We start from the raw sequence: 24132 nt of genomic DNA on the forward strand, positions 1-24132 counted from the left end.
GTATAAATACTATTAATTAGCCACGTCTACTATTAGTAATATTGTAACTACATTTAAAAGATGGCGTACAGTAAACGATAGATTCGTATTTTAAGGACATCATGTTATTATCAAGGTCGTTTCCTGTCGTACAAAAAGAGAGTTAAATCATGTCATTACCGACACTGTTTATAGAGTTAAAAGATGAATTATTGCGGTCTCAAATAAACTCTCTAGATGAATTATCAAGCTTTGAAATAATTCAAAGTACTATGGATGTTCATTGGATTGACAAGCTACAACAACTGCAACCAGATACTGCTATTGTTGAAGTCTCTCGATTTACTACCGATGATTTTAAGTCCTTATCGAGTGCAACAGGATTAGACAAAATGGACTTGATTATTATCAGTACAGGTACGCCAAACAAAAATTTAGACATGATGATGAACCATGGCGCAATCTTCCATTATAGAAAGCCCGTCGACATGCAAATATTGGAAGATACCCTTGCAGACTTCAGTCAATACTTCCTCCAGAAGCAGGAAGAAGGGCGTAAAGTGTCTACCAGCGATTTAGACCAGTTCGGTATGTTAGTCGGTTCTTCTAAGCCCATGCATAAGCTGTATCGAACTTTAAGAAGAGTCGCGAAGACTGACACCAATGTTTTGATTGTGGGCGAAAGTGGGGCAGGTAAAGAATTAGTCGCACAAACGATTCACCTTGCCAGTGATCGTAAAAATCAACCTTTTATTGCGATCAACTGCGGTGCTATCAGCCCTGAGTTAGTTGATAGTGAATTATTTGGTCATGAAAAAGGCGCTTTTACAGGGGCGAATCGCACACACCAAGGGGTGTTTAGGCAAGCAGAAGGTGGCACATTGTTTCTCGACGAAATCACCGAAATGCCACTTGAACACCAGGTCAAATTACTACGAGTTTTAGAAACAGGTGAATATCGCCCTGTAGGCAGTAATGCAACGAGTATCGCTAATACTCGAGTCATTGCAGCGACAAACCGAGATCCACAAGTCGCTATTGAAGAACAGTTTTTGAGAGAGGATCTCTATTTCAGGTTGGCTCACTTCCCCATACATGTCCCTCCATTGCGTGAAAGAGGCGACGACATCGTCGGCTTAGCAAAACATTTTATTGCTCATCGCAACGCAAATGAAACCACTGCGAAGACCATTTTCACATCAGCGCTTCAAAAAATATCAGCCCATGCATGGCCAGGGAATGTCAGGGAATTAAAACACTGTATTGAAAGAGCTTTTATATTGGCAGATGAGACGATTAAAGATGAACACCTAATTTTTGATACTCCTCCTTTAGAAACAGGGACTACCGTTGAGGATATGGTTCCGGCGGGTGTTTCTCTTGAGAAGATTGAGAAAGCGGCGATTATCAATACGCTCGAAGAAAATGAAGGCAACAAAAAGGAAACAGCACAAGACTTGGGAATCAGCATCAAAACGCTTTATAACAAGCTCGATAAGTATCAAGAGTAGTAATACTCATATCTGATGTTGCTGTGTGATCAAAATAGATACAGGCGATCGTTAATTTGCAGTTGATGTTTTGCTTTTCCATGAAAATTTAACAGTGGAGGGTGAGCCCTCCACTGTTAAATTTTATGCTGCATTCACCGATGTCTCGGTTCTTTTATCTTGGTCAAAGAATTCTTCATGCAACGCGCAAATCGCTTGTTGATACTTGTCATCACTCACAACAAATTGCACATTTACGTTTCTCATAGACGAATGTAATGCAATAGGCGTAACACTATGGTTCATCAAAGCCAATACACCATTAGCGAGCGTTTTATTGGTATCAATTTGAGAACCGATCGCTGAGATTATAGCGACCATTCGACCTGAAATAGATGCCTGAGGGTAACGTTTCTCAGCCTTATAAGACACCTTGTTTAAACTCTCGGTGCTACCACCTAGATAATAGGTAATAGAATTGGCGTTCATCTCTTTACCAATAAGGTTCACTCTAGCATCTGCGATAATCTCCATTAACTCATAACTAACATTGTCCGCCTTACCGACCATTCCCTGGTCAAAAACATGTAACGCATATACCTTCTGTTTTCCGGCAATGATCTCAATGTGATTCGTGTCTGGTCGGTAATCAGAAGAAATCAGTGTTCCCTCATGTTCTGGCTCGAAGGTGTTTTTGATTTGCAGTTCTATGCCACTTTCTCGTAACCCAGCAGCCGCATTAGAGTGAATAGCTTCCATACCAAGGTTAGCCAGTTGATCGGCAACATCATAATTAGTTGCCCCAATCGGTTTAACCGAACCTACACCAACGACTTTTGGGTCAGCCGAACTAAAATGATACTCCTTATGGATGATCGCCAATGATGCCTCAGTAATAGTAGCGATACGACTAAACGTCATCTCACTGTAACCACGATCATAAGTATGCATCAAACCTTCTTTGCAATACGCATAACCAGTTACTATGGGAAGTTCCTCAGTAACATCAATGTCAGAGAAAGCCTCTCTAATCGTATCGTCCAAACTTTGAGGGGTTTTGTTGTCCCAACCAGAAAGGTCAACAAAGGTCGAATTTATACCAATGTTTTTTAATTTAAGAGCCGTGTTGTATGCACTATGTGACTCTCCAATTGAAGAAAGAAACTCTCTAATCTGTGGTAAATAATGTCTCAGTGAAAACTGTCCGTATTGGCACGTTTCAAGAATGTTAGTAATACAGTTTTTGGCTTCTGAAATACGAGACCGGATGAACTTATCTGCTCTCATACGATTCATTGGATCCGCAAAAATATGCTCATTGGTCAATAGCATGCGGCGTTCAATATAAGATAGAGCATCCTTCCACGAATCGTCACGCATCGCTATCAATTGATAGATACCAGGCTTACCTGTTTTTTTACATTCCAACAATGCATCCGTCATACCGCTGTATGCGGACACAACAAAGATTCGGTTATACGGATTTTGAGGGCGGAGAATAATATTGTCGAGCACAGCATCAAATGCTGTCATTGATGTACCGCCGATTTTTTCTACGGTAAATGTCATAAAAGACCTTTTGTTCTTGAAGAGATTAAAGACTAAATAATAGGGAGCGGGGTGAGATATCACCCCTGAAGATATGGGTTAATCAACGAGTGGATAAACGCCGTTTTCATCGTGTACTTCAGCGCCAGTAATTGGTGGGTTAAACACACAAGCCATTGTCATTTCTTTGTTTTTATATGCGCGTAAATAATGCTCGTCATTCTTATCTAGGATGTACAGCGTACCGGGTTTGATTGGGTAAGTTTTACCACCAACGACTTCAATCTCTCCTTCACCACTCATACAAAACACAGACTCCAAGTGGTTTTGGTAATGGATATGTGTTTCTGTCGCTTCGTAAATTGTTGTGATATGAAAAGAAAATCCCATATTGTCATCTTTCAATAACATGCGAGTACTTTCCCAGTTATCCGATACAATACGTCTTTCACTATTACGACATTCATCAAGTGTTCTAACAATCATTTTACTCTCCCTATTACGATGCTTTCTTGAAATGCTTGGTTGCTACCACTTCAACTGAGTCTTCGAACATAGTTAAACCTTGCATCAATTCCGATTCTGAAATGGTTAATGGACAAAAGAACTTCAAGATTTCATCGTTTGGACCTGCGGTCTCAATTACCATGCCCTTGTCAAAACACACTTTTGCAATCTCATCAGCTGTGTTCCCATCTTTACATTCAATGCCAATCATCATTCCGCGTCCCTTGCGTTGAACAAATAGCTCAGGGAAACGCTTGAGATTGCGTTGAATGACATCATCGATCATGCTTGAGCTACGTTGAATATGATTTTCAAAATCATCATTTGACCAATACATTTCTAACGCTTTCGCAGCAGTAATGAACGCATGGTTGTTACCACGGAAGGTGCCGTTGTGTTCTCCCGGCTCCCACTTGTCTAGTTCAGGTTTTAATAAAACCACAGCCATCGGTAAGCCATAACCACTTATCGACTTAGATAGCGTAACGATATCTGGTTTTATACCTGAAGGTTCAAAGCTAAAAAACGTTCCTGTTCGACCACAACCGGCTTGAATATCATCCACAATAAGTAGGATATCGTGGGCTTTACAGATTTTGCTTAACTTCTGTAGCCACTCATTTGAAGCGACATTTAACCCACCTTCACCCTGAACCGTTTCCAATAAAACGGCAGCAGGTTTATCCATACCAGCGGAATTATCGGTTAACATCGTTTCAAATAATTTTAAACCATCGATTCCAGCGTAACCTTCAAATGGCAAACGCGTAACGTTGTTGAGATTTGAGCCCGCACCTTGCCTGTGGTGTTGGTTGCCTGTAGCAGCCAATGCACCCGCCGTACAACCATGAAAACCATTGGTAAATGCAACAATACTGCTTCGACTTTTTACTTTTTTCGCCAACTTAATCGCTGCCTCAACCGCATTTGTTCCTGTCGGGCCGGTAAATTGAACTTTGTAATCTAATGCTCGAGGTTCCAAAATAAAGCGACTAAGAGCTTCTAGGAATTCAGCTTTGGCTTCTGAATGCATATCCAAGCCATGTGTAATTCCATCCATTTCAATATACTCAAGTAAAGCTTGCTTAAGTATTGGATTGTTATGACCGTAATTGAGAGATCCTGCTCCAGCAAGAAAATCGAGGTAACGATCACCTTGTTTTGTTTCAAGCCAGCAGCCTTTTGATTTAGCAAAAGTGACTGGAAAACTATTCGAGTATGAACGTACGTTAGATTCCTGCTCTTTAAAAATATCCATGATAAGGCCGTTATTTGATTCCTATAAGTTAATGATTATTTAAGGGGTATTCGATACAAATACTCAGTATCGTGCAGCCCTTTAAAATGAACATTTTCATCTAAGAAAGTGGTCACTTTTCCAGTGCTACTATTTTTTGCGTCTAGCTTTTTAAAGAGTGCCCAAGACGCTTGATTTGACTTAGTAATGGTTGTTTCAATAGCTTCTATACTCTTCAGCCACTCTCGACGAAGTAAGCTGTTCAACATCTTGTAAGCTAAAGAGTGACCTCTAAATCGAGGGGCAACTGCAACTTGCCAAATAAAGAGAACATTAGGCTCACTCGGTTTTTGATAACTCGAGATAAAGCCCGCAAGCTCACCTTTGTTCTCAACCAAAATACAAGTTTTACTAAAGTGAGTGGATTGCAAAAAATTGCAATATGACGAGTTGGTGTCTAGTGGCGGACATTCTGAAATCAGTCGATAAATGTCGTTGCCATCTGAAGCTTTGGGCTCGCGAAAACTCCATTCTTCACTCGTTTTTTCTATCACTTCTGGACACAACACCCAAGGCGCTGATGTAATCATACCGAGAAATTCCTTTGAACTCTAATTAAATTCCTTTTTATTATGAGCATTTACCCCCTACTAAGATCAACACCTTAACTTTAAAAAACAAAAATTAGTGATCTGTATCACATTTAATAGCGGTCAGCATGAATTAAATAATACTTTGAGTTCTAATGTATTTGATCGGTGGAGATCTTAAGAAAATGTCTTTAACCGAATAAGCGTCAAAAGAAGGTTAGAGTCATTAGTAAATTATGTGCTCAGATTGCCAATCAAGCGGCATAAATCACCAACACTCTCAGTGTTGAACATTCTATCGAGTAGATAACAACGCTTCGAATGGCAGTGACTCGCTATCCACTATTAAAATATCGGCCTCAAAAACAAAAAAACCTAGCGAGAGCTCGCTAGGTTTCTTATCTAACATATCGATGAATAATGAACTCAGAGGAAACGAGTCCAGAAATATCAGCTTGGAAAAGGTTTACTTCAAGGGATCATTATCAGGCAAAGCGTTGTGTATCCATAACGCTAGGCGCTTCTTAATATTTGCACCATCCAACTTACTGTCTGGTAACGGAGTGATTTGATTTACTTCAACAAGAAATAGATAAACAGCCTTAACCTTGATTGGTTGAGATGAGTTCGGCAAATCGAAACCTTGCAACTTTGCCATTTTAAAACCGACTTCTAGAGCCTTCTTAACCAGCTTATCTTCATTCATGATCTTCGCGGTTTTCGACATATCATCTCCATCATCTTCGTAGATTGAACCTTGAGTATACCAAACTGAATCTAAGACAAGATTACCGCGCTCTCAATTCGAACACTCTCTTTGATAAATGACATTAAACGAATTTCAGCCCCTAAATAGATACCTGCCTAATTGACATGTACAGGGCGGAAATCAATACGCAAACGGTCTCTTAACAGAACACTCAATAAATGAGATCTTAAGTCAAAAAACAAAAATTCGAATAATATTTGACTTAGCATTCCAAAGAATACGGAATATTATGATGTTCATTTTGAAAGTTAAAATTCAATAAAAGATCAATAAACTGTTGTTATTTAACTGGTTTAATACTAATTCGACTTAGATCATATTTACAACCAATTGTAACCAATTGTTATTTACAAAATACTCACTAAGAAAATAGAATAAAACCACTAATTTTATACTGGTGTTGAAAATGCGTTACCTCTGGGCTTCATTCTGTCATAAAAATCCAATTCCGGGTCGAATTGTTCATATCCTTGTTATGTTGATAGCGCTAGCTTCTATCACCATTCCATTGATTTCAAAAGACGCCACAACCATCTTAACTTCACTGTGTGCTGCTCTAGTCTGTTTCGTCGTTTTTGTCTTCTTTGCGCTCGCCGACAAAATGCGCTCAGGCATGCATTAATCAACCAATCAGTTCTCTATCACCAAGCATTCTCTTTTTAAAAATTCATTATAAAATGCTGGTTACCAAATACGGAAAAGCCCAAAGTTATTAGCTTTGGGCTTTTCTTCTATAGCGAATTCTTACATATTCCAAATAGCCTGTAGTTAGAAATTACAGCTATCAATCAGGCATCACCACAATACCCATGCTTTCAAGCAGTTGTTCTTGTTGCCAAGCGACAATTTTAATCCCCGATGTGTCTACCTTGCGAGGATCTAACCCTTCTAGTTCTGCATTACACAAATTCGCCCCTTGCATACTGAATTGCCCCCATACATCTTCCGAGAACACACCTCGGCTGAGATCAGACTCTTTCAATGACGCGCCGCCAAGGTAAGTGCCTATCCAACGGTTCTCAAACAGTTCGCACTTCTCTAAACAATCCTGTTCAAAATTAGCGTAAGACAGGTTGCAACCCGTGATGTATGCCGAGCAAAAATACATGCGATTGCTCACCTGATTGGCAAAGTTAGCGCGAGTAAAGTTCGCCCCTTTCAGGTCGCATTCACGTAGCTCAATCCCATAGCAATTCGCATTACTAAAATTCGCCATCGCCAACTGGCAATTCTGGAAGCTTGCATCTCGTAAGTCGGCAACATCAAAGTGGCATCCCTCAATATCGCCTTGTTCAATAAACTTACAGTTAATAAACGTTGCGTCACGTAAGTTCGAACGTCTGAAATCACAACGGATAAACGTACAGGCTGTAAATGTAAGCTCTGATAAGTCTTGCTGAGCAAAATTGTGGTGATGATAAGTGCTGTTATTGGTGTCCATTTAGCCCCTAAAAAAATTAAGCTAAGACTACCATTGCGATCTTAAGAAAACACCAAATTAAAAACGAACAAAAACAGCAACTTAAAACACCCAAATTTAGCCATTTTAAGGCACCAAACAGGCCCTTTAAGGTTGTTATTTTCGATTTATATGATGTGCTTATCTTGAAAAAAGTTTTGTCGCTTAGAAGTGCCAATAAGAGAAAAAGTTACTTTGACGAAACGAGTCAATTATTGACCGCGTCCTAACGCGCTAGACTGGACGGTTGGTATGTTGCTCGTTACACTATTCCTCATTCTCAGCATAAAGAGTAAGAACAATGAAAGACATGCGACAAGCTATGCTCGATGCAGGATTTAGCCTTATTAATGAACACGGGTTTGCTGGTGTTGGCCTGATGAAGATCATCAACCAAGCGGAAGGCACGAAGGGTTCTTTTTACCACTACTTTAAATCCAAAGAGCACTTTGGTGAGATCCTTCTTACTAACTACTTTGATGAGCATCTCGCTAAGCTGGATGACTTTTTAAGTGATGAATCGCTTTCTCGTCGTGATCGCGTTAAAGCCTATTTCGAGTTTTGGTGTGCATCGAAACTGACTGAAGACTTCAATATCCAATGTCTTGTGGTCAAGCTAGCAGGTGAAGTGTCTGGCTCTGCTAACCCGTTGCAATCGACCATGGCTGAAGGCGCGGAAAAGATCATCCTGCGTATGGCGAAGCTGTTTGAAGAAGGCAATGAGGCCGGTGATTTCACTATCGCAGAGCCAGAATCGCTATCTCGAACGCTTTATGGTTTATGGCTTGGCTCAACGCTCATGGCCGCCATGCAGCGTAACCGTTCGATTCTAAACAATGCCATGGAAGAGACTCTTCTCGCCATGAGCCCAGCCCAAGAATCGGCTGACTAGATACCCGTTACCAAATACCAAAAGGCTCGCACAATTTAGCGAGCCTTTTATCTAACTTTAAATCTAGATTGAATCCATTCACGCTTACTCCGTTACCCCAGACGAGACGGGATATTATTGGCTTTGAATAAGTCCTTAATAACAGGGTCGATATGCTTGAAGAAGCTCAGCCAACCTTCACAGAGATAATTTAACCCCGCCTCACCATCTCGGCTTGTGATGATACGGTTTTTGGGGCATTCGCCATGACATGCAAATTTAAACTCACAGGCTTGGCATTGTTTCGGCAGAGACTTCTGTTTGGCGAACCCAAAACTCTGCTGCTTTGGCGAAAAGGCTAAAGTTGAAAGTGCTTGTTCCTGAATATTACCTAACTGAAATTCAGGAAATACATAATGGTCACATGAGTACACATCGCCATTGGGCTCAACCGCTAACCCTTTGCCGCAGATCTCACTCAGCGTGCACATGGTGCTTTCTCTGCCCATCCATACACCGACAAAATTTTCAAAGTACGGCACTAACACTCGACCAAAATCGTGTTCAAACCACTCATCAAAAACGGTAGTGAGGAATTGTCCCCATTGCGCAGAGCCGACACTCCACGGTTCAACCTCGCCTGATACGGGAATGATCGCTTGTTGGTTGCTCAACCATTTATTGTTGGTGTGAGCTTCGCGCTTATCGACCACAGGAATAAACTGCAACTGCTTCGAACCCACTTCATCGCGTAGAAAGCGATAGACCTCTAACGGATACTTTCCTGTCACATCATTCACGCAGGTTAGGGTCGCGAACTCGACGTTATGCTGCTTCAAGTAGTGAATACCACGCATTGTTTGAGAAAAAGTGCCTTTGCCTGCACGGTTAGTTCGGTAGTGATTATGTAGGTGCTCTGGTCCATCAATACTGACGCCAATGATAAAGTCATTCTTCTTGAAGAACTCGCACCACGCATCATTCAATAACGTTCCGTTGGTTTGAAGGTCATTGCTGATCTTACTGTGGTTGGGACAATATTTTTTCTGCAGCTCGACGACCTTTTGAAAGTACTCAATCCCCAACAAGGTAGGCTCTCCACCATGCCAAGAAAAGATGATTTCAGGCGTGTTCTGCCCCTCTATGTACTGTTTGATATAACGCTCTAACAGGACTTCATCCATCGTATATTGAGAGCCTTTTGGGTATTCAAGCAGCTGCTGTTTTTCTAAGTAATAGCAGTAGGTGCAGCTGATATTACACACCGCCCCAATCGGTTTTGCTAGCGCTTGAAGCTTGCTGTGTGCTTTGCCATTGAACTGTGGAATTGAACTCAAGTTTGATAGCGATAATGTCGTCATGAAGAGTGCCTCGATGTAAAAGTTATTGTATTAGCCAAAACAATTCGTAATTCCTTTACACGGTGTTCATCGACCAACCAAGCTTAATGGCATTAGGTTGGCCGAGTGGTTCATTTCCTCTATTTCACGTTTTCAAACGGATTCCACGCTTCGTCAACCGGGACGATGTTTTGCGCTTTTTCGTACTCTTGATATTCAGCGACCATTTCAAGGAACAGATCTGGCATTTGATTTCTCAAGTCATGTTGCTCAGCAGGGTCTTTCTTGGTGTTGTATAAGTGCCATTCACTGTCACCGCCCATTCCCGTAGAAATTCGGATGATCTTATGATCACCTTTAAGCAGAATTCCGCTACCAAACAATTCAAATGGAATCGCATTGTTGGCACTGTGCACGTCTGCCGTTTCCCCTTTGAAGTAAGGCAACAAGCTCACACCACTCATCGGCGCCACTTCTCGACCTTGATATTCGGTTCCTGGATGATCGACCTCTGCAATCTCAAGAATCGTGGCTGCAATGTCCTTCACTTGGGATAAGTCGTCTGTCTGAGTTCCCGGTTGCAACGCATCTTCACCGTCTAAAAGCGCTTTGGCTGGCTTAACGATAAATGGCACGCGGATACCGCCCTCTGCTGTGTAAGCTTTGTACCAAGATAGGCCACCGGTTGAAGCGCTTGCCCACTCAGGTCCAAGTGACACACTGGAGTTCGCCTTACCCAAATTTTCAGTCGAATTATCGAAATGATGAGCAGTCCACGTTCGGATCAAATCACTGATATTTTCACCGGTAATATCCGCCGCTTCTGGGCCGTTATCCGCTAGATACATAATGTAGGTATTGTCGTACTCGCCGATTTCTTTCAGGTAATCGACTATCTGGCCGACTTGTTGGTCCTGCATTTCCATCATGCCCATCGCGACAACCATTTTCTTGCCATACCACTTTTGTTCTTTCTCAGAGAGCGAGTCCCAAGGTCGGCTTAATGCGTTACGATCTGAAATATCGGCATCTTTTGGAATCACACCCATCTCTTTCATGCGTTGAAAACGGTCTTCTCGAACCGAGTCCCAACCATGCTCAACGTAGTAATCGACTTTATCTTGATAGGCAGACTCAGGCGCTTGCAGTGGCAGGTGAATACCGGTGAATGGGACGTAAGCGAAGAAAGGCTTACCGTCGTCTTTCTTGCTGTCGATCATCTTGATGATCTCGTTGGTGTAAACTTGGTCTGAGTACTCGCCTTTGTAATTATCCTCAACCACTTCACCGTTGCGGTAAGTTGGCTCAACTTCAACACCGGGAATATCGCCTTTTTGCAGCGCATCCGCTGTCGCAGCGTTTTTGGCTCGGAACATCATATCTCGGTTAAAGTGATTCGAACCGCCCGCTAAAATACCATAACTCTCACCAAAACCTCGATCATCAGGTAGGAAGCCATCCTCGTGCCCCAAATGCCATTTACCAGAGAGGTAAGTGTTATAGCCGCTCTCTTCAAGCAACGTGGCGACCGTAACACCTTTCTTGGTGAGGTAACCTTCATAACCCTGCTTACCAATAGCGCCCGGATAGACGGCATAATCAAAGGTGCCTAGCCCAACCTCGTGACTGTTTGCTCCGGTTAGCATCATAGAGCGCGTTACCGATGAGGTTGGTGACGCGTGAAAGTTAGTAAACTTAACCCCCTCTTCAGCCAGCGCCATTAGGTTTGGGGTATCCGCTTCTGAGCCATAAGGCTGTGTATCGGCAAAGCCCACATCATCGCCAACAATAACAACAATATTCGGTTTTTCTGATTCAGCCGCAAGAGCAGCACTGCTTGCCGCAGCCATTGCAGTGAAGACTAAAGATTTCTTGAATGTCTGCATAAGACGTTCTCCAATTTCTGTGATTAACTTGTTTCAGTAATTAACTTTTCTGCGAGTAACTATTTCTGTGAGTAACCTGAGTTAAGATTTGAATTAATGCGCGGCTTGCGACATCCAATGTAATAAGTCGAGCGCGGAGTCATACTCTTGAGCTGCTGCCATGCCTATCCAGGTGACAGCTTCCGCTTGGCTGGCTTGAACGCCACTTCCAGAGATATACATCAACCCAAGCTGTGTTTGAGCTTCAGGGCTACCGTTGTTGGCTGCGGTGACGAACCACTCCGCGGCTTTTTCATCATCCTGTTCTACGCCCTCTCCGCTCAGATATAAGTAAGCGACAGAGAGCTGGGCATCCAATTGCCCTTGATAAGCTTCATCCAACAATTGCACGACGTCTTGATGCTGCTGCGATTGAACCATGGTGGCTTCATTCTCAAAGCTCTCGCTTCCAAAGCTTGCCTTGGCAAAAAACAGAACAACCAAAACACCCGCCAAAATCACGGTAGTTAAACGTTTATTGAGCATTTATTTCCTCCTCGGGAATAAAGGTCACAACGTCCCTGTTGAATGAATTAGGTGAAAAGTAGGAATGGCGCGATGATGCACAAGCTTGATAGCAATACGTTTTCGATTTTCATAATTGGCTCTCGAGTAATGATTGTTGAGTGAATAAGGGACTGAATCATCGACTGAATTAAATGGTCATAACATTCAGTCGATTAAGACAGAGACTTAAATCGCTTTCTCAATGATGGTTTCAATCGTCTGTTTCGAGATTGGGTAGAACTGAAAACAGATGTCTTTTTCAATCGCTTCTGCAATGTTGCTCTTCTCTTGCTCATCAAAGTCCCAGCTGCTGAAACGCTTCATCGCACCCACACTGGTTTGAAAGTTGTTTAAGAAATCCAACACTCTCTGGTAAACCATCTCATCGGTTCCCGTAGTGTCGACAGAGAAAGCTTGAGCTAACTTCGCCGCATTCGGCATATAGAATTCAGGCAGCGCTTCAATCACAACCGGCATCAGCACCGTGTTGGCATCGCCATGTGGAATGTGGCTAATCGCACCAAAGGCATGAGCACAGTTGTGAATCGGAATACCGCCCAAAGACGAATAGAAAGCAGAGATCGCCATAGTGCTTGCTTGAAGAAGGTTGCCACGCGCGGTTAGGTTTTCTGGCTCTTTAAGTGCCAAGGGTAAGTTTTCAACAATCAGTTTTGCAGCCTTAATGCCGTAAGCGTCAGTGAATGCATTACTCATTGGCGAGACAATCGCTTCAACAGCGTGTGTTAACGCATCCATGGCTGTAGAACGAGTAAGGTGAGCTGGCAGCTTAGTGGTCACCGTTGGATCAAGGATCGCGATATCGGCTTCCAATCCAGACGCGACTAGACTTGCTTTGATGTTTTCATGTTCATTGTAAAAAACAGCAATCGGAGAGGCTTCTGCGCCCGTACCAGCCGTTGTCGGAACCGCAATGTGGGGCACTCGAATATCTTCATTGTTTGGCCACACATCCATATGACCACCACCCGCAATCACGGTGCGAATGTCATCTATCTGCTTATGAAATGCGTATTTCACACCTTTAGACGCATCAATTACGCTGCCGCCGCCAACAGACAAGATCGCATCAGCATTGACGCTGTTTGCAAACTCAATGGCCGCGTTGATGTTGTCGCAAGTCGCGTCTGGCGCGATATCGGTGTAAACGCCAACAAGCTGAACCGCTTGTTGGTTCGCTTCCTGATTCCCATTCTGGTTTACAAACAACGCCGAGAACTGCTCAACAAAGCCAAGAGACTCCAAACCTTTATCAGAAAAGAGCACGACTCTTTGCGCACCTAAGCGACCAAACAAAGAAGGGATATTTTCAATACCGTTCTCTTGAGCATGAACAATGGTTTTAAGTTGAAAGTTAAAATTATTGGTTGTCATGGTGTTTACCTCATTTCTAGTTGATGACTAAACAACAACCAAAACAAACCGGTCGATCTAGAGCGTAAATGTCAAAGATATGTCAATTAAGATCTTTATGGATCATTGCCCCAAAACGAAAAAAGCCCGCAAATGCGGGCTGTAATCATAAGTAAGCTATTGATCATTAAAGAAGTGTCATTGACTCACCCTGAGCAACTCATTAACTATTAACGAAGATGAGCTGGCACCTTGCTTTTGTCTCTAGTGAGGTAGTAATACAGATAAACTAAAGAGTAGACAGTCACAAATCCATCGAGCGCAAATACACCGCTCCAACCATAAAACCACTCATAATCGTTGATACACACGTTGTATAAGAATATGCCCACAAACATCGACTTCTCAAATGCACTGTAAATCATGGTCGAAGTACGCAGCGATTTGTACTTCGCCGAGAACATCAACAACACACCAATACAGCCAACCATGACTCCCCAGTGTTGATAGGTACCCATAAGATACTCTTTGTTCACCATCATCGTATCGTTGTACGAGAACAGCGTTTGCATACTCCAATCAGGCGCAAGGAAAGTAGAGAAAGCGGTTGCGGTTAAGAATCCTGTAACCATCAAATACGCTTTCATCGTTCGTTCAAAAAATCGTTCTAACATAAAAATAACCTCTTAAAATAACGTCGTAAAAATAATTTTTTATAAATAACTTCTTGTAGATAAATTGGGTAATGACAGAAATGATTTACTGGCCAAGCATGCCCATCACTGCTGTTTTTAATTCGTTGTCTTCTTTTGAAAACAGATGCTTAACTCGATGATCTAAACCCGTTTCCAAGACTGTTTTGGCGTGGGAGAAAGTCAGGAAACCTTCTTTACCGTGATAGTTGCCTTGACCTGATTCACCAATGCCACCAAACGGCGCGTCATCAACCGCTAAATGAAAAACACAGTCATTAATACACATACCACCGGAGTGAACTTGGTGCTTAACCTGAGCCTGTAAACTCAAATCAAAGCTCATCAGGTAGAGTGCTAACGGCCTTGGTTTGCTATTGATGACTTGGAACGCCTCTTCGACATTGCGATACGTAATCAAAGGTAATAATGGGCCGAAAATTTCTTCGTTCATCACTTTGGATGACAGGCTTGGTTCAACGATCAAATGTGTCACCAATCGATGAGTATCTAAGTCCATCGCTTCGTCATGGCAAGCAACGATTCGTGTCCCAGCTTGCTGCTCTTCATTCAACAGACCAACAATACGATCACATTGGCGAGGGTTAATGAGCGAGGTTAAACCCTCAGAGTAGATCCCTTCATCAAACAGCTGTTGGTATTGTTTTTTGTACTCCAGAATGAAGGCTTCGAGCTTATCTTCAGGGAGTAGCACGTAATCTGGAGCGACACATACTTGGCCGTTGTTTAAGCTTTTACCATAAATAATTCGCTCTACCGCAATATCGATCGGCATGTCTTATGCCACGATAACCGGCGACTTTCCACCCAGCTCTAGCGTGACTGGGGTTAGCGTATCAGCTGCTGACTTCATCACTTGGGTTGACCCTGTAAACAGAAGATGATCAAACGGCAACGCCGAAAACGCGGCTGCGATTTCTACCTCACCTTCAACCAAGCACACCTCATCGGCATGGAAAACTTCCGCCAATAGCGCTGTTAATACTTGGTTCGTCGCTGGGGTAAATTCGCTCATCTTGATCATGGCGCGATTTCCCGCAGCCAGCGCCGAAATAAGTGGGCCGACGGATAACATGATCGGGAAATTCCACGGAGCAATAATCCCGACGACGCCTTTGGGTTGATAAACCACTTCAACACGAGAGGTTGAAAGCAATGGGCCGGAATGACGAATCGAAGATGTCGACCAATGAGGTAAACACTCAATGCTGTGATCAATATTTCCGATACAAGGCAATATGTCAGCCATCAAAGTGTCTTGTCGGCTGCGGTGACCATAGTCCTCACTCACGGCTACACACAAACGATCTGTGTAATCGATTAGCGCAGATTTAAGTGCGAGCAGCTGCTCAATTCTCTCCGATATCGCTGGCATCGGTTTCTGTGCAAAAGCTCCCTGCATGCTGTTCAACGTCATGGTCATTTGTGTTGGCGTCAATTCGTATTTCATACATCACCTCGTGGTTAAGATGAGCACACAATAATACAAAGCAGACCGGTTGGTCTAGTATTTTATTGTCAATGGAGTTTTGATTACAATCCAATGAGGCGGCTACAAACGGGGCAAAAAGTCAGGGGAATTTAAAATAAGAAGGCGTAGCTAACACGCAAGGCAAATAGAGAATTTTAAATGGCAGGATCAAAAATGGCCGCTTAGTGCGACCATTTGACAATTATTTAAGTTGTTGTTCTAAATAAACAATTTATAAATAAGGTTAGCTCTTGGCTACGTTTGCAATGCCTTCAAGTTGAAGTACTGGAGCGGCGTCGATGTCTTCTGCGTTCATCATTGATGATACTCGCTGCATTGAAGAAAGCAGTAAGCTTTGCTCCCACGGCTCTAGGTTTTGGAATTTTTTAACGAAGTTATCTTGCAGCGGTGGTGGCGCATTGTTTAGCAACTCTTGACCTTTTTCAGTCAGGTTTGCGTGTACTTTGCGTCGGTCTGACGAGCTGCGAACACGTTGTACATAGCCATTCAGTTCCAAGCGATCGATGATCGTGGTTGTGGTGGCTTGGCTTACATTGGTGTGATTAGACAATTCTTTGATCGTCACATTACCCATTTCTTGGATTGCTCTCATTAAGATTAATTGAGGGCCAGTCAAACCATACTCTTTACTCAGCTTTTTCGAATGTAAATCGATAGCGCGAATAATTTGGCGAATAGCGACCAGGATTTCGTCATGTTTGTCCAAGATGCAGACCTTTGTACTAATATACTGTGAATGGTTTTACAGCGTCGAAGCGATGATATGTCCTGATTATTTACGTCAGGTGAGCTCGAATTACACTGTAAATTGATAAATTACTTCATTGATTTTTCCGCATTGTACTGATGTTCATACTATTCTCAATCTTTTCTATACCACTAAACTTGCGTGGTACGGCACTTTTACTTAATGAAGGGGAAATGAAAGCTTCAATGAAGGCAAAAATAACGAGTCAGAGAATACAAGTTCAAAGAATAATATATTTTAATAATCATAGAGGTAGAGAGACTTAACCCTCTCCACCTAATAAAAAACCAGCCCTAATCGCCAAGCTGGAAAACGAAATTTTACGCGGCTGTATTCATCTGAAAATTACCCGTTAGTGCGTTGTAAAACTCGCTGTTATCCAGAATACCGACCAGTTGATTGTCTTCCACCAGCAAAATCGGGTGATTACTTAGCTGTTTCAGTTTAATCGCATCACGCATGCCAATTTCCGGGCTTGCCACAACTACACTCGACTCGTTGATCGCAGTTAAGTCGTCAGACTCACTCCACTCAACAAGCGCCAAAGCAGATTCACCTTTCACAGATAAAGCACCTTCGCTCTGTTCAATCCAGAGATCTTTAGAATCGCAAATCTTCCAGCTTTCATTCTCTTGCGTCAGTGAATCAAGAGGCTGCATCAAAGAGCGACCTTTAAGTACATTCAGTGGGTTGGTGTGAGCAACGAAGTCTTTTACGTATTCTGTTTTTGGCGTCAATACGATCTCTTCAGGCTTACCGTGTTGAATCAGCTTTCCTGACTCCATGATCGCGATGTTGTTACCAATCTTCAGTGCTTCATCTAGGTCGTGACTCACGAACAGAATCGTTTTGTTGAGTTTGTTTTGCAGTGTGATCAGTTCATCTTGCAGCTGAGCACGAATCAATGGGTCCAGCGCCGAGAAAGGTTCATCCATCAATAGAATGTCTGTGTCCATAGCGAACGCACGCGCCAAACCAACACGTTGCTGCATACCACCAGAAAGCTCATGAGGGAATTTGGTTTCCCATTCCGCTAGGCCAACCATTTCTAATTGTTCACGCGCTTTTGCACGACGAACATCTTTTGCTACACCCTGCATTTCAAGGCCAAACGCTACGTTGTCTAATACATTAAGCCACGGCATCAAAGCAAACTTTTGGAAAACCATGGATACACGGTGAGTACGAAGATGACGCAGAGTCGCTTCATCACACTGTGCTAAATCGACTTGTTGGTCACCGTCTTTGATTGTTAGTGAACCACGGCTGATCTCATTCAAACCGTTAACTGCGCGAAGCAAAGATGATTTACCAGAACCAGACAACCCCATCAGCACACAAATCTCGCCTTCTTCAACGGTCAGCGACACATTGTCGACGCCGACAACTTGACCGGTTTCATCGATGATCTCTTGGCGAGTTTTACCCTGGTCGAGTAGTTCCAGCGCTTGATTGGCTTTGTTACCAAACACAACATCAAGGTTTTTAATGGTAATCGCGTCCATTGCCTTTTGTTCCTGAGAGATAGACATGATTAAGCTTCCTTCTGGTTTGGTGTTTTGCACAAGCGGTCAAGGATGATTGCGACTAAAACAATCGCTAATCCGGCTTCAAAACCTTGTGAGATGTTCACTGTGTTCAATGCACGAACAACAGGTTTACCAAGCCCGTCAGCACCAACAAGAGCGGCGATAACCACCATCGAAAGCGACAACATAATACATTGGGTGACACCCGCCATGATGCTTGGCAGAGCGGCAGGTAATTCAACTTTGAGCAGTAACTTCATGCGACTTGCACCAAAGGCTTTACCCGCTTCAATCAGCTCTTCAGGGACTTTCGTTACCCCTAAGTAGGTCAAACGAATCGGTGCAGCTATTGCGAAAATAATGGTCGAGATTAAGCCAGGAACGATACCCAAGCCGAATAGAACCAGAGTTGGAATCAAGTACACAAACGTTGGAACGGTCTGCATCAAATCAAGGATTGGACGCAAAACTGTATAGAGCCAAGGACGGTGAGCAGCCATGATGCCAACCGGTACGCCAATTAATACGGAAATCGTTGTCGCCGCAAAGACGAGAACAAAGGTTTCCAGCATTTCTTGCCAATAGCCAAGGTTGAGAATGGTCAGAAGCGCCGCGACAACGAAGATCACCAACGATAATTTACGGTGTAAATACCAAGCAATCGCAGCGGTAATTACGATAGGGAGCGCAGGCGGCATCCATTTAAATACATCGACTAAAAACAGAATAACGGTTTCTAAAAAGATAGAAATAGCATCAAAAAAGCCCGCTGCGTTGATAGTTAACCAGTCAACACCAGCTTCCATCCATTGTCCGACAGGGATTTTGTTTTCCGTAATAAAATTCACAATATTGCCTTTTATTATGGGTGGGCTACTTCAAACCAATCGATAAATTGGCAAGCCCACCTTTATTATTTATGTAGCTGTTGAGATAGGTAGAACTAAGCTTTAACTTGCTTTAGGTATTCAGTAACCGCTTGAGTCGCTGATTCACCTTTATGCGTTTTTACGTTGTCTAACCAAGCTTCAACTTGTTGAGGGTTCTTGTTCAACCATTGTTGAGCGGCTTTTTCTGGCTTCACTTTTTGGTTAAGAATCTCTTCCATCAACTGGTTTTCCATCTCAAGAGTGAATTCTAGGTTTTGTAGAAGTTGACCGACGTTTGCACACTCAGACAGGTAGTTTGAACGAACGTTGGTGTAAACATTCGCGCCGCCGTAGTTAGGGCCGAAGAAGTCGTCACCGCCAGAAAGGTATTCCATTTCAACATTGCTGTTCATTGGGTGCGGAGCCCAACCAAGGTAAACAATCCACTGGCTACGACGAGCAGCGCGAGATACTTGCGATACCATGCCCGCTTCACTTGATTCCACTAGGCTGAAATCTTTCAAGCCAAACGCGTCAGAATCAATCATTGATTGGATTAAGCGGTTGCCATCGTTACCCGGCTCAATACCGTAGATGCGGTCTTTAAACTTGTCGGCATGTTTTGCTAGGTCTGCGAAGCTTTTTACGCCAGAGTCGTACACATATTTTGGTACAGCTAGTGTGTATTTTGCGCCTTCAAGGTTGGCACGAACGGTTTCAACCGTGCCCGCTTCACGGTACTTAGCAATATCGCCTTCCATAGTTGGCATCCAGTTACCTAGGAATACGTCAATATCGCCGTTCGCCATTGAAGAGTAAGTCACCGGTACTGAAAGTAGGTCGGTTTTGGTTTTGTAACCAAGGCCTTTTAATAGTTCAGAAGTAACGGCGGTTGTTGCGGTAATGTCAGTCCAGCCTACATCAGCGAAGCGAACGTTTTCACATTGCTGCGGTTCAATAGAAGCGTTAGCACCAAATGCAAATGAACTGATGGCTAATGTTGCTAATACCTTTTTTGTAGCGGTTTGTTTATGTTGAGTCGTCATAATGATTCCTTTTTATCTTTCCTTTTTCTGCCCTAACTCATACTAATCAGGGCAGTTTTGCTGACTTTTGACTAATTTTGGTTGTTACTTTTTATTATTTTTATCTCAATAACAGAGGCTTACGCTTCTCTTACTGGTTTATTGATTCTTTGCTTCTCTTGCCATTCAGGTGCAATCCACACTGGAACGTCCTGCTCTTTGAGCATCGGCTTGCCTAAAATCAAATCGGAAGCACGCTCAGCAACCATAATGGTCGGGGCGTTCAAATTACCGTTTGGAATGGTTGGGAAAACCGATGAGTCGACAACACGTAAATTATCGACACCGCGAACGCGACACTCTTCATCAAGCACTGCCATTGGATCATCATCTGAACCCATTTTGCAGCCACATGAAGGGTGATATGCACTTTCAACGTTCTGCTTAACCCATTCATCAATCGCTTCATCGGAAGTCACACTTAGACCCGGCTGAATCTCTTCACCTCGGTAAGCATCCATTGCTGGTTGAGACAAAATCTCACGCGTTAGACGAATACAATCGCGCCAATCTTGGCGGTCTTGCTCAGTCGAGATGTAGTTGAAAATGATCTCTGGCTTGGCATGCGGATCAGCAGAAGTGATCGCAACCGTACCGCGACTTTCTGGCTTATTAGGCCCAACGTGTACTTGGAAACCGTGACCATCAAAGGCCGCTTGTCCGTCGTAACGCATCGCTGCTGGCAGGAAGTGATATTGAATGTTTGGCCACTTCAATCCTTTACGAGAGCGAATGAACGCACACGATTCAAAGTGGTTAGTAGCACCCAGACCTTTGCGAGTCAGAATCCATTCCGCGCCAATCATGCCTTTGCTCACCAAGCCAAGCTTGCTGTTGAGTGTGATCGGTTCGTTGCAGTGATATTGGAAGTACACTTCTAGGTGATCTTGAAGGTTTTCACCGACACCGCTTAGTTCGTGTTTAACTTCAACGCCGGCCTTTTCAAGCACGGCTTTCGGGCCGATACCAGAAAGCTGCAGCAGTTGAACCGAGCCAATAGAACCCGCAGAAGAGATCACTTCTTTGTTCGCCACAGCCACCTGGGTATTGCCTGACTTTTCAAACTCGACACCAACCGCTTTCAAGCCTGATTGACCTTCTAAGTCTTGTGCTTCAAGTAAGAAACGACGCGCCACGATACCTTTCTTCAAGGTCAGGTTTGAACGCTTCAATGCTCGACGTAAATAAGCGTTAGAGGTTGAGGCTCTAACACCCTTGTCTACCGTCATATGCATAGTGCCGAAGCCTTCTTGCTGGTAGCCGTTGTAATCGTTGGTTTCTGGGTAACCAGCGTCTTTACCTGCATCGATGAATGCTTGGTAAAGCGGGTTAAGCTCCATATCGTTACCATTACAAGTGCCGACAGGGCCATTGTCACCACGGTATTCATCACCGCCTTTGTTCCATGATTCAGCGCGGCGGAAGTAAGGCAAGCATGCTTGATAGTTCCAACCCGCTGCACCCTCTTCTTCCCATTGGTCAAAATCACACGCGTGGCCACGAACATAAACCATGCCGTTGATCGATGAGCTGCCGCCTAACACTTTGCCACGTGGGCAGTGCAGTTCACGTCCATCAAGGCCCGGTTCTTTCTCTGTTTCAAATTGCCAAGCGTACTTTTCAGTATTCATTGGGTAAGAAAGCGCGGTTGGCATTTGGATAAAAATACTCTTATCCGTGCCACCAGCTTCCAGTAATAAAACGCTATGTTCACCGCTTTCCGTTAGCCTATCCGCTAACACACAGCCGGCCGAACCCGCGCCGACGATAATATAATCGTAGCGTTGTTCCATGTTTTGATTTCCCTGAGATGAGTCAGTAGGGCTAGCTCTGTTAAGCTAACCCATAAAATTGAGTGTTACGCGTTAGGCATAAGGGCTGGCGTAGTCGCCAAGTTCAATAAGAATGCTCTTAGTCTGCGTATAGTGAAGTAGAGTTTCTGGTCCATTTTCACGGCCAATACCCGAAAGCTTGTAACCCCCAACTGGCATTTCTGCTGGTGAGTCACCCCACGTATTAACCCAACAAATACCCGCCTGCATTTGGTGAATAACACGGTGCGCACGAGAAAGGTTTTGCGTGAACACACCAGCCGCAAGGCCGTATTTGGTGTCGTTTGCACGGCGAATCACATCGTCTTCGTCCGAAAACTTCAACACTGACATCACAGGGCCGAAGATCTCTTGTTGAACGTAAGGCATGTTGTCTTCGCAATCCACAAACACGGTTGGGATAACAAAATTACCGTTTTCGAGGCCGTTGTCTGTCACTTGATAGCCGCCCGTCAGCAGGGTTGCGCCCGACTGTTTAGCTAGCTCAATGGCTTCAAGGACTTTTGAAAGGTGTTCTTTAGAAATCAACGCGCCGATCTGAGTCTCCATGTCCATTGGGTTACCAATGATGAGCTTTTCAGTGCGTGTTTTAAGTTGGTCGATGAAATCGTTGTAGATATTTTCATGAACGTAAACGCGAGTACCGTTAGTACACACTTCGCCTTGGGTGTAGAAGTTAGCCACCATCGAAGCTGAAACTGCATCATCCAATTTCGCATCATCAAACACGATCATCGGTGACTTGCCGCCAAGTTCCATGGTGACTGATTTCAGCGTCTTAGCGCTGTCTGCCATTACCGCTTTACCGGTACCGGTTTCGCCCGTGAACGATACTTTCGCGATATCTGGGTGCGCCGTTAGCATCTGACCAACACGGTAATCGCCCTGAACCACGTTGAACACGCCATCAGGAAGACCAGCTTCGGTAAATATCTCAGCAAGCTTGAGCGCCGTTAGCGGCGTTTCTTCTGAAGGCTTGAAAATCATCGCGTTACCCGCAGCTAATGCCGGAGCCGATTTCCACATCGCGATTTGGATAGGGTAGTTCCACGCACCAATGCCCGCACAGATGCCTAGCGGCTCGCGGCGAGTGTAGAAAAATTGAGATTCGCTCAGCGGTTGTTGGTCGCCTTGTAGCGTTGGTGCCAAGCCAGCAAAGTATTCAATAACATCAGCACCAGACGCCACATCCACTTCAATTGCTTCTTGCAGCGGCTTGCCCGTATCAACAACCTCAAGGTTTGCAAGGTCATCATTTCGAGCTCTAAGTATTTCCACTGCCTTCAACAGAATGCGGCTGCGTTCCACAGCGGTCATTGCAGACCATACCGCAAACCCGCGTTTCGCAGATTCAATAGCACTGTCGACATCTGCTGAAGATGCTTGGCCTAAGGTCGCGATAGGTTCACCGTTGGCAGGGTTAATGCTATCAAAGGTTTCACCAGAGGTTGCTTTAACCGCTGCGCCATCGATGTATAACGAGTTCATTTCCATTTGAGATTCTGACTTAATTATTGTTATTAGACTCTACTGGTCTAGTTTGAATTTTGGGTGTAAGTATTGGTCGTTCTAGTGCTGTTCTAGTTCTAACACTGCGTTCTATTTGGTACTGCACGAGTAGAACGTCAGTTGTTTATCTAGATAATCATTGATGATGGCACGCGCCTTTTGAGCATCGATACCATCTGGGTTTAGTGTGCCTCTCAGCCACAAACCATCAATCAGAGACGCAATCCCGTGAGCAACGAGATCCGCTTGTTCATGATTCAAAATACCTTTCAACTCAAGACGTAAGTGTGAAATCAAACGTTTTTCATTCACACGTTGCAGTCTTTTCAGCTGCTCGTCATGCATTGAATATGACCAAAATGCCAACCACGCCTTCGCGACCTTATTTTCTGCTTGGTAACCTTCGAAGTTACCATCGATGATCGCGTTGATTCTCTGTTGGTGAGCATCAACAGGAAGCGCTTTTAGTGAAGTCGTGATGGTATTAGAAAGTTGGCGAAGGATTTCACGCATGGTCTCTTCGAGCAGCCCATGCTTCCCGCCAAAATAGTGATTAATAATGCCAGTGGAGACTCCCGCTTCTTTGCTGATCAACGCAATACTCGCGGCATGCAAACCCACTCGATCAATCACCGTCATGGTGGCTTGAACAAGCTGTGGTTTACGTATATCAGGCATCCCAACCTTCGGCATTTCTTAATCCTTTTATTTTATATTGAACGTTCAGTTAAATATAAAATGACAGAAATTTAGTTAGGGTTC

At 43.7% G+C, this 24132-nt stretch carries 21 protein-coding genes and 1 pseudogene; 3 read left to right on the forward strand and 19 right to left on the reverse strand.

Annotation, left to right across the window (positions count from 1 at the left end; all coding sequences use genetic code 11):
• The first annotated feature begins 149 nt into the window (after positions 1-149).
• Positions 150-1490, forward strand: coding sequence for a sigma-54-dependent Fis family transcriptional regulator (locus tag AB4623_RS07570; RefSeq protein WP_017065850.1), 1341 nt, complete (start codon positions 150-152; stop codon positions 1488-1490).
• A gap of 123 nt (positions 1491-1613) precedes the next feature.
• On the opposite strand, the gene AB4623_RS07575 is transcribed toward AB4623_RS07570, so the two are convergent.
• The 5 genes from AB4623_RS07575 to AB4623_RS07595 all read right to left on the reverse strand — a co-directional run bounded on the left by AB4623_RS07575 (position 1614) and on the right by AB4623_RS07595 (position 6078).
• Complete coding sequence (locus tag AB4623_RS07575; RefSeq protein WP_017065849.1) at positions 1614-3038, reverse strand: aspartate kinase; 1425 nt, start codon at positions 3036-3038, stop codon at positions 1614-1616.
• A 78-nt stretch (positions 3039-3116) separates the two neighbouring features.
• Positions 3117-3503, reverse strand: a complete 387-nt coding sequence (locus tag AB4623_RS07580; protein ID WP_010431969.1) for an ectoine synthase — start codon at positions 3501-3503, stop codon at positions 3117-3119.
• Positions 3504-3516: 13 nt separating this feature from the next.
• Complete coding sequence (ectB, locus tag AB4623_RS07585) at positions 3517-4782, reverse strand: diaminobutyrate--2-oxoglutarate transaminase (protein ID WP_372146086.1); 1266 nt, start codon at positions 4780-4782, stop codon at positions 3517-3519.
• A gap of 35 nt (positions 4783-4817) precedes the next feature.
• Positions 4818-5351: a diaminobutyrate acetyltransferase gene (gene ectA / locus AB4623_RS07590; protein WP_010431975.1), complete on the reverse strand. Its 534-nt coding sequence runs from the start codon at positions 5349-5351 to the stop codon at positions 4818-4820.
• Between the two features lie 466 nt (positions 5352-5817).
• A complete protein-coding gene (locus AB4623_RS07595) occupies positions 5818-6078 on the reverse strand; it encodes a DUF5062 family protein (protein ID WP_017072477.1) in 261 nt (86 codons plus the stop codon).
• A 448-nt stretch (positions 6079-6526) separates the two neighbouring features.
• On the opposite strand from AB4623_RS07595, the gene AB4623_RS07600 reads away from it, so the two are divergent.
• Positions 6527-6742, forward strand: coding sequence for a hypothetical protein (locus tag AB4623_RS07600; protein WP_029235681.1), 216 nt, complete (start codon positions 6527-6529; stop codon positions 6740-6742).
• A 162-nt stretch (positions 6743-6904) separates the two neighbouring features.
• Here the strand turns inward: AB4623_RS07600 and AB4623_RS07605 are convergent, their stop codons facing one another.
• Complete coding sequence (locus AB4623_RS07605; RefSeq protein ID WP_372146088.1) at positions 6905-7561, reverse strand: Qnr family pentapeptide repeat protein; 657 nt, start codon at positions 7559-7561, stop codon at positions 6905-6907.
• A gap of 319 nt (positions 7562-7880) precedes the next feature.
• Here AB4623_RS07605 and AB4623_RS07610 point away from each other — a divergent pair, with 319 nt between their 5' ends.
• Entirely contained in the window at positions 7881-8471 is a 591-nt protein-coding gene (locus AB4623_RS07610) for a TetR/AcrR family transcriptional regulator (RefSeq protein ID WP_102458015.1), read from the forward strand.
• 92 nt (positions 8472-8563) lie between these two features.
• On the opposite strand, the gene AB4623_RS07615 is transcribed toward AB4623_RS07610, so the two are convergent.
• The 13 genes and pseudogenes from AB4623_RS07615 to betI form a co-directional block, all read right to left on the reverse strand.
• The gene (locus AB4623_RS07615) at positions 8564-9811 is read right to left on the reverse strand and encodes an anaerobic sulfatase maturase (protein WP_372146090.1); all 1248 of its coding nucleotides are present in this window, start codon (positions 9809-9811) and stop codon (positions 8564-8566) included.
• A 119-nt stretch (positions 9812-9930) separates the two neighbouring features.
• The gene (locus AB4623_RS07620; protein ID WP_372146092.1) at positions 9931-11676 is read right to left on the reverse strand and encodes an arylsulfatase; all 1746 of its coding nucleotides are present in this window, start codon (positions 11674-11676) and stop codon (positions 9931-9933) included.
• 93 nt (positions 11677-11769) lie between these two features.
• Positions 11770-12201 carry a tetratricopeptide repeat protein gene (locus AB4623_RS07625; protein WP_372146094.1) on the reverse strand — a complete coding sequence of 144 codons (432 nt, stop codon included), beginning with the start codon at positions 12199-12201 and terminating at the stop codon, positions 11770-11772.
• A gap of 207 nt (positions 12202-12408) precedes the next feature.
• Positions 12409-13614 (reverse strand): iron-containing alcohol dehydrogenase, encoded by a 1206-nt coding sequence (locus AB4623_RS07630; protein ID WP_372146095.1) that lies wholly within the window; start codon positions 13612-13614, stop codon positions 12409-12411.
• Positions 13615-13823: 209 nt separating this feature from the next.
• Positions 13824-14267: a hypothetical protein gene (locus AB4623_RS07635; RefSeq protein ID WP_004732424.1), complete on the reverse strand. Its 444-nt coding sequence runs from the start codon at positions 14265-14267 to the stop codon at positions 13824-13826.
• A gap of 85 nt (positions 14268-14352) precedes the next feature.
• Positions 14353-15756: pseudogene (locus AB4623_RS07640) on the reverse strand (coniferyl aldehyde dehydrogenase).
• Positions 15757-16021: 265 nt separating this feature from the next.
• Entirely contained in the window at positions 16022-16504 is a 483-nt protein-coding gene (locus AB4623_RS07645) for a MarR family winged helix-turn-helix transcriptional regulator (protein WP_017061075.1), read from the reverse strand.
• A gap of 362 nt (positions 16505-16866) precedes the next feature.
• Positions 16867-18078, reverse strand: coding sequence for a choline ABC transporter ATP-binding protein (gene choV / locus AB4623_RS07650; protein WP_372106649.1), 1212 nt, complete (start codon positions 18076-18078; stop codon positions 16867-16869).
• A 2-nt stretch (positions 18079-18080) separates the two neighbouring features.
• Positions 18081-18923, reverse strand: a complete 843-nt coding sequence (gene choW / locus AB4623_RS07655) for a choline ABC transporter permease subunit (RefSeq protein WP_372106651.1) — start codon at positions 18921-18923, stop codon at positions 18081-18083.
• A 95-nt stretch (positions 18924-19018) separates the two neighbouring features.
• On the reverse strand, positions 19019-19990 hold the full coding sequence (locus AB4623_RS07660; protein ID WP_137001587.1) for a choline ABC transporter substrate-binding protein: 972 nt from the start codon (positions 19988-19990) through the stop codon (positions 19019-19021).
• A gap of 119 nt (positions 19991-20109) precedes the next feature.
• Positions 20110-21822, reverse strand: a complete 1713-nt coding sequence (gene betA, locus AB4623_RS07665; RefSeq protein WP_372146097.1) for a choline dehydrogenase — start codon at positions 21820-21822, stop codon at positions 20110-20112.
• A 72-nt stretch (positions 21823-21894) separates the two neighbouring features.
• Positions 21895-23355 carry a betaine-aldehyde dehydrogenase gene (gene betB, locus AB4623_RS07670; RefSeq protein WP_372146099.1) on the reverse strand — a complete coding sequence of 487 codons (1461 nt, stop codon included), beginning with the start codon at positions 23353-23355 and terminating at the stop codon, positions 21895-21897.
• A 105-nt stretch (positions 23356-23460) separates the two neighbouring features.
• A complete protein-coding gene (gene betI / locus AB4623_RS07675; protein ID WP_048610022.1) occupies positions 23461-24063 on the reverse strand; it encodes a transcriptional regulator BetI in 603 nt (200 codons plus the stop codon).
• Positions 24064-24132 lie beyond the last annotated feature (69 nt).

It is taken from the genome of Vibrio sp. 10N.222.52.C12 (genome assembly GCF_041474215.1).
Classification (GTDB): Bacteria; Pseudomonadota; Gammaproteobacteria; order Enterobacterales; family Vibrionaceae; genus Vibrio; species Vibrio crassostreae_C.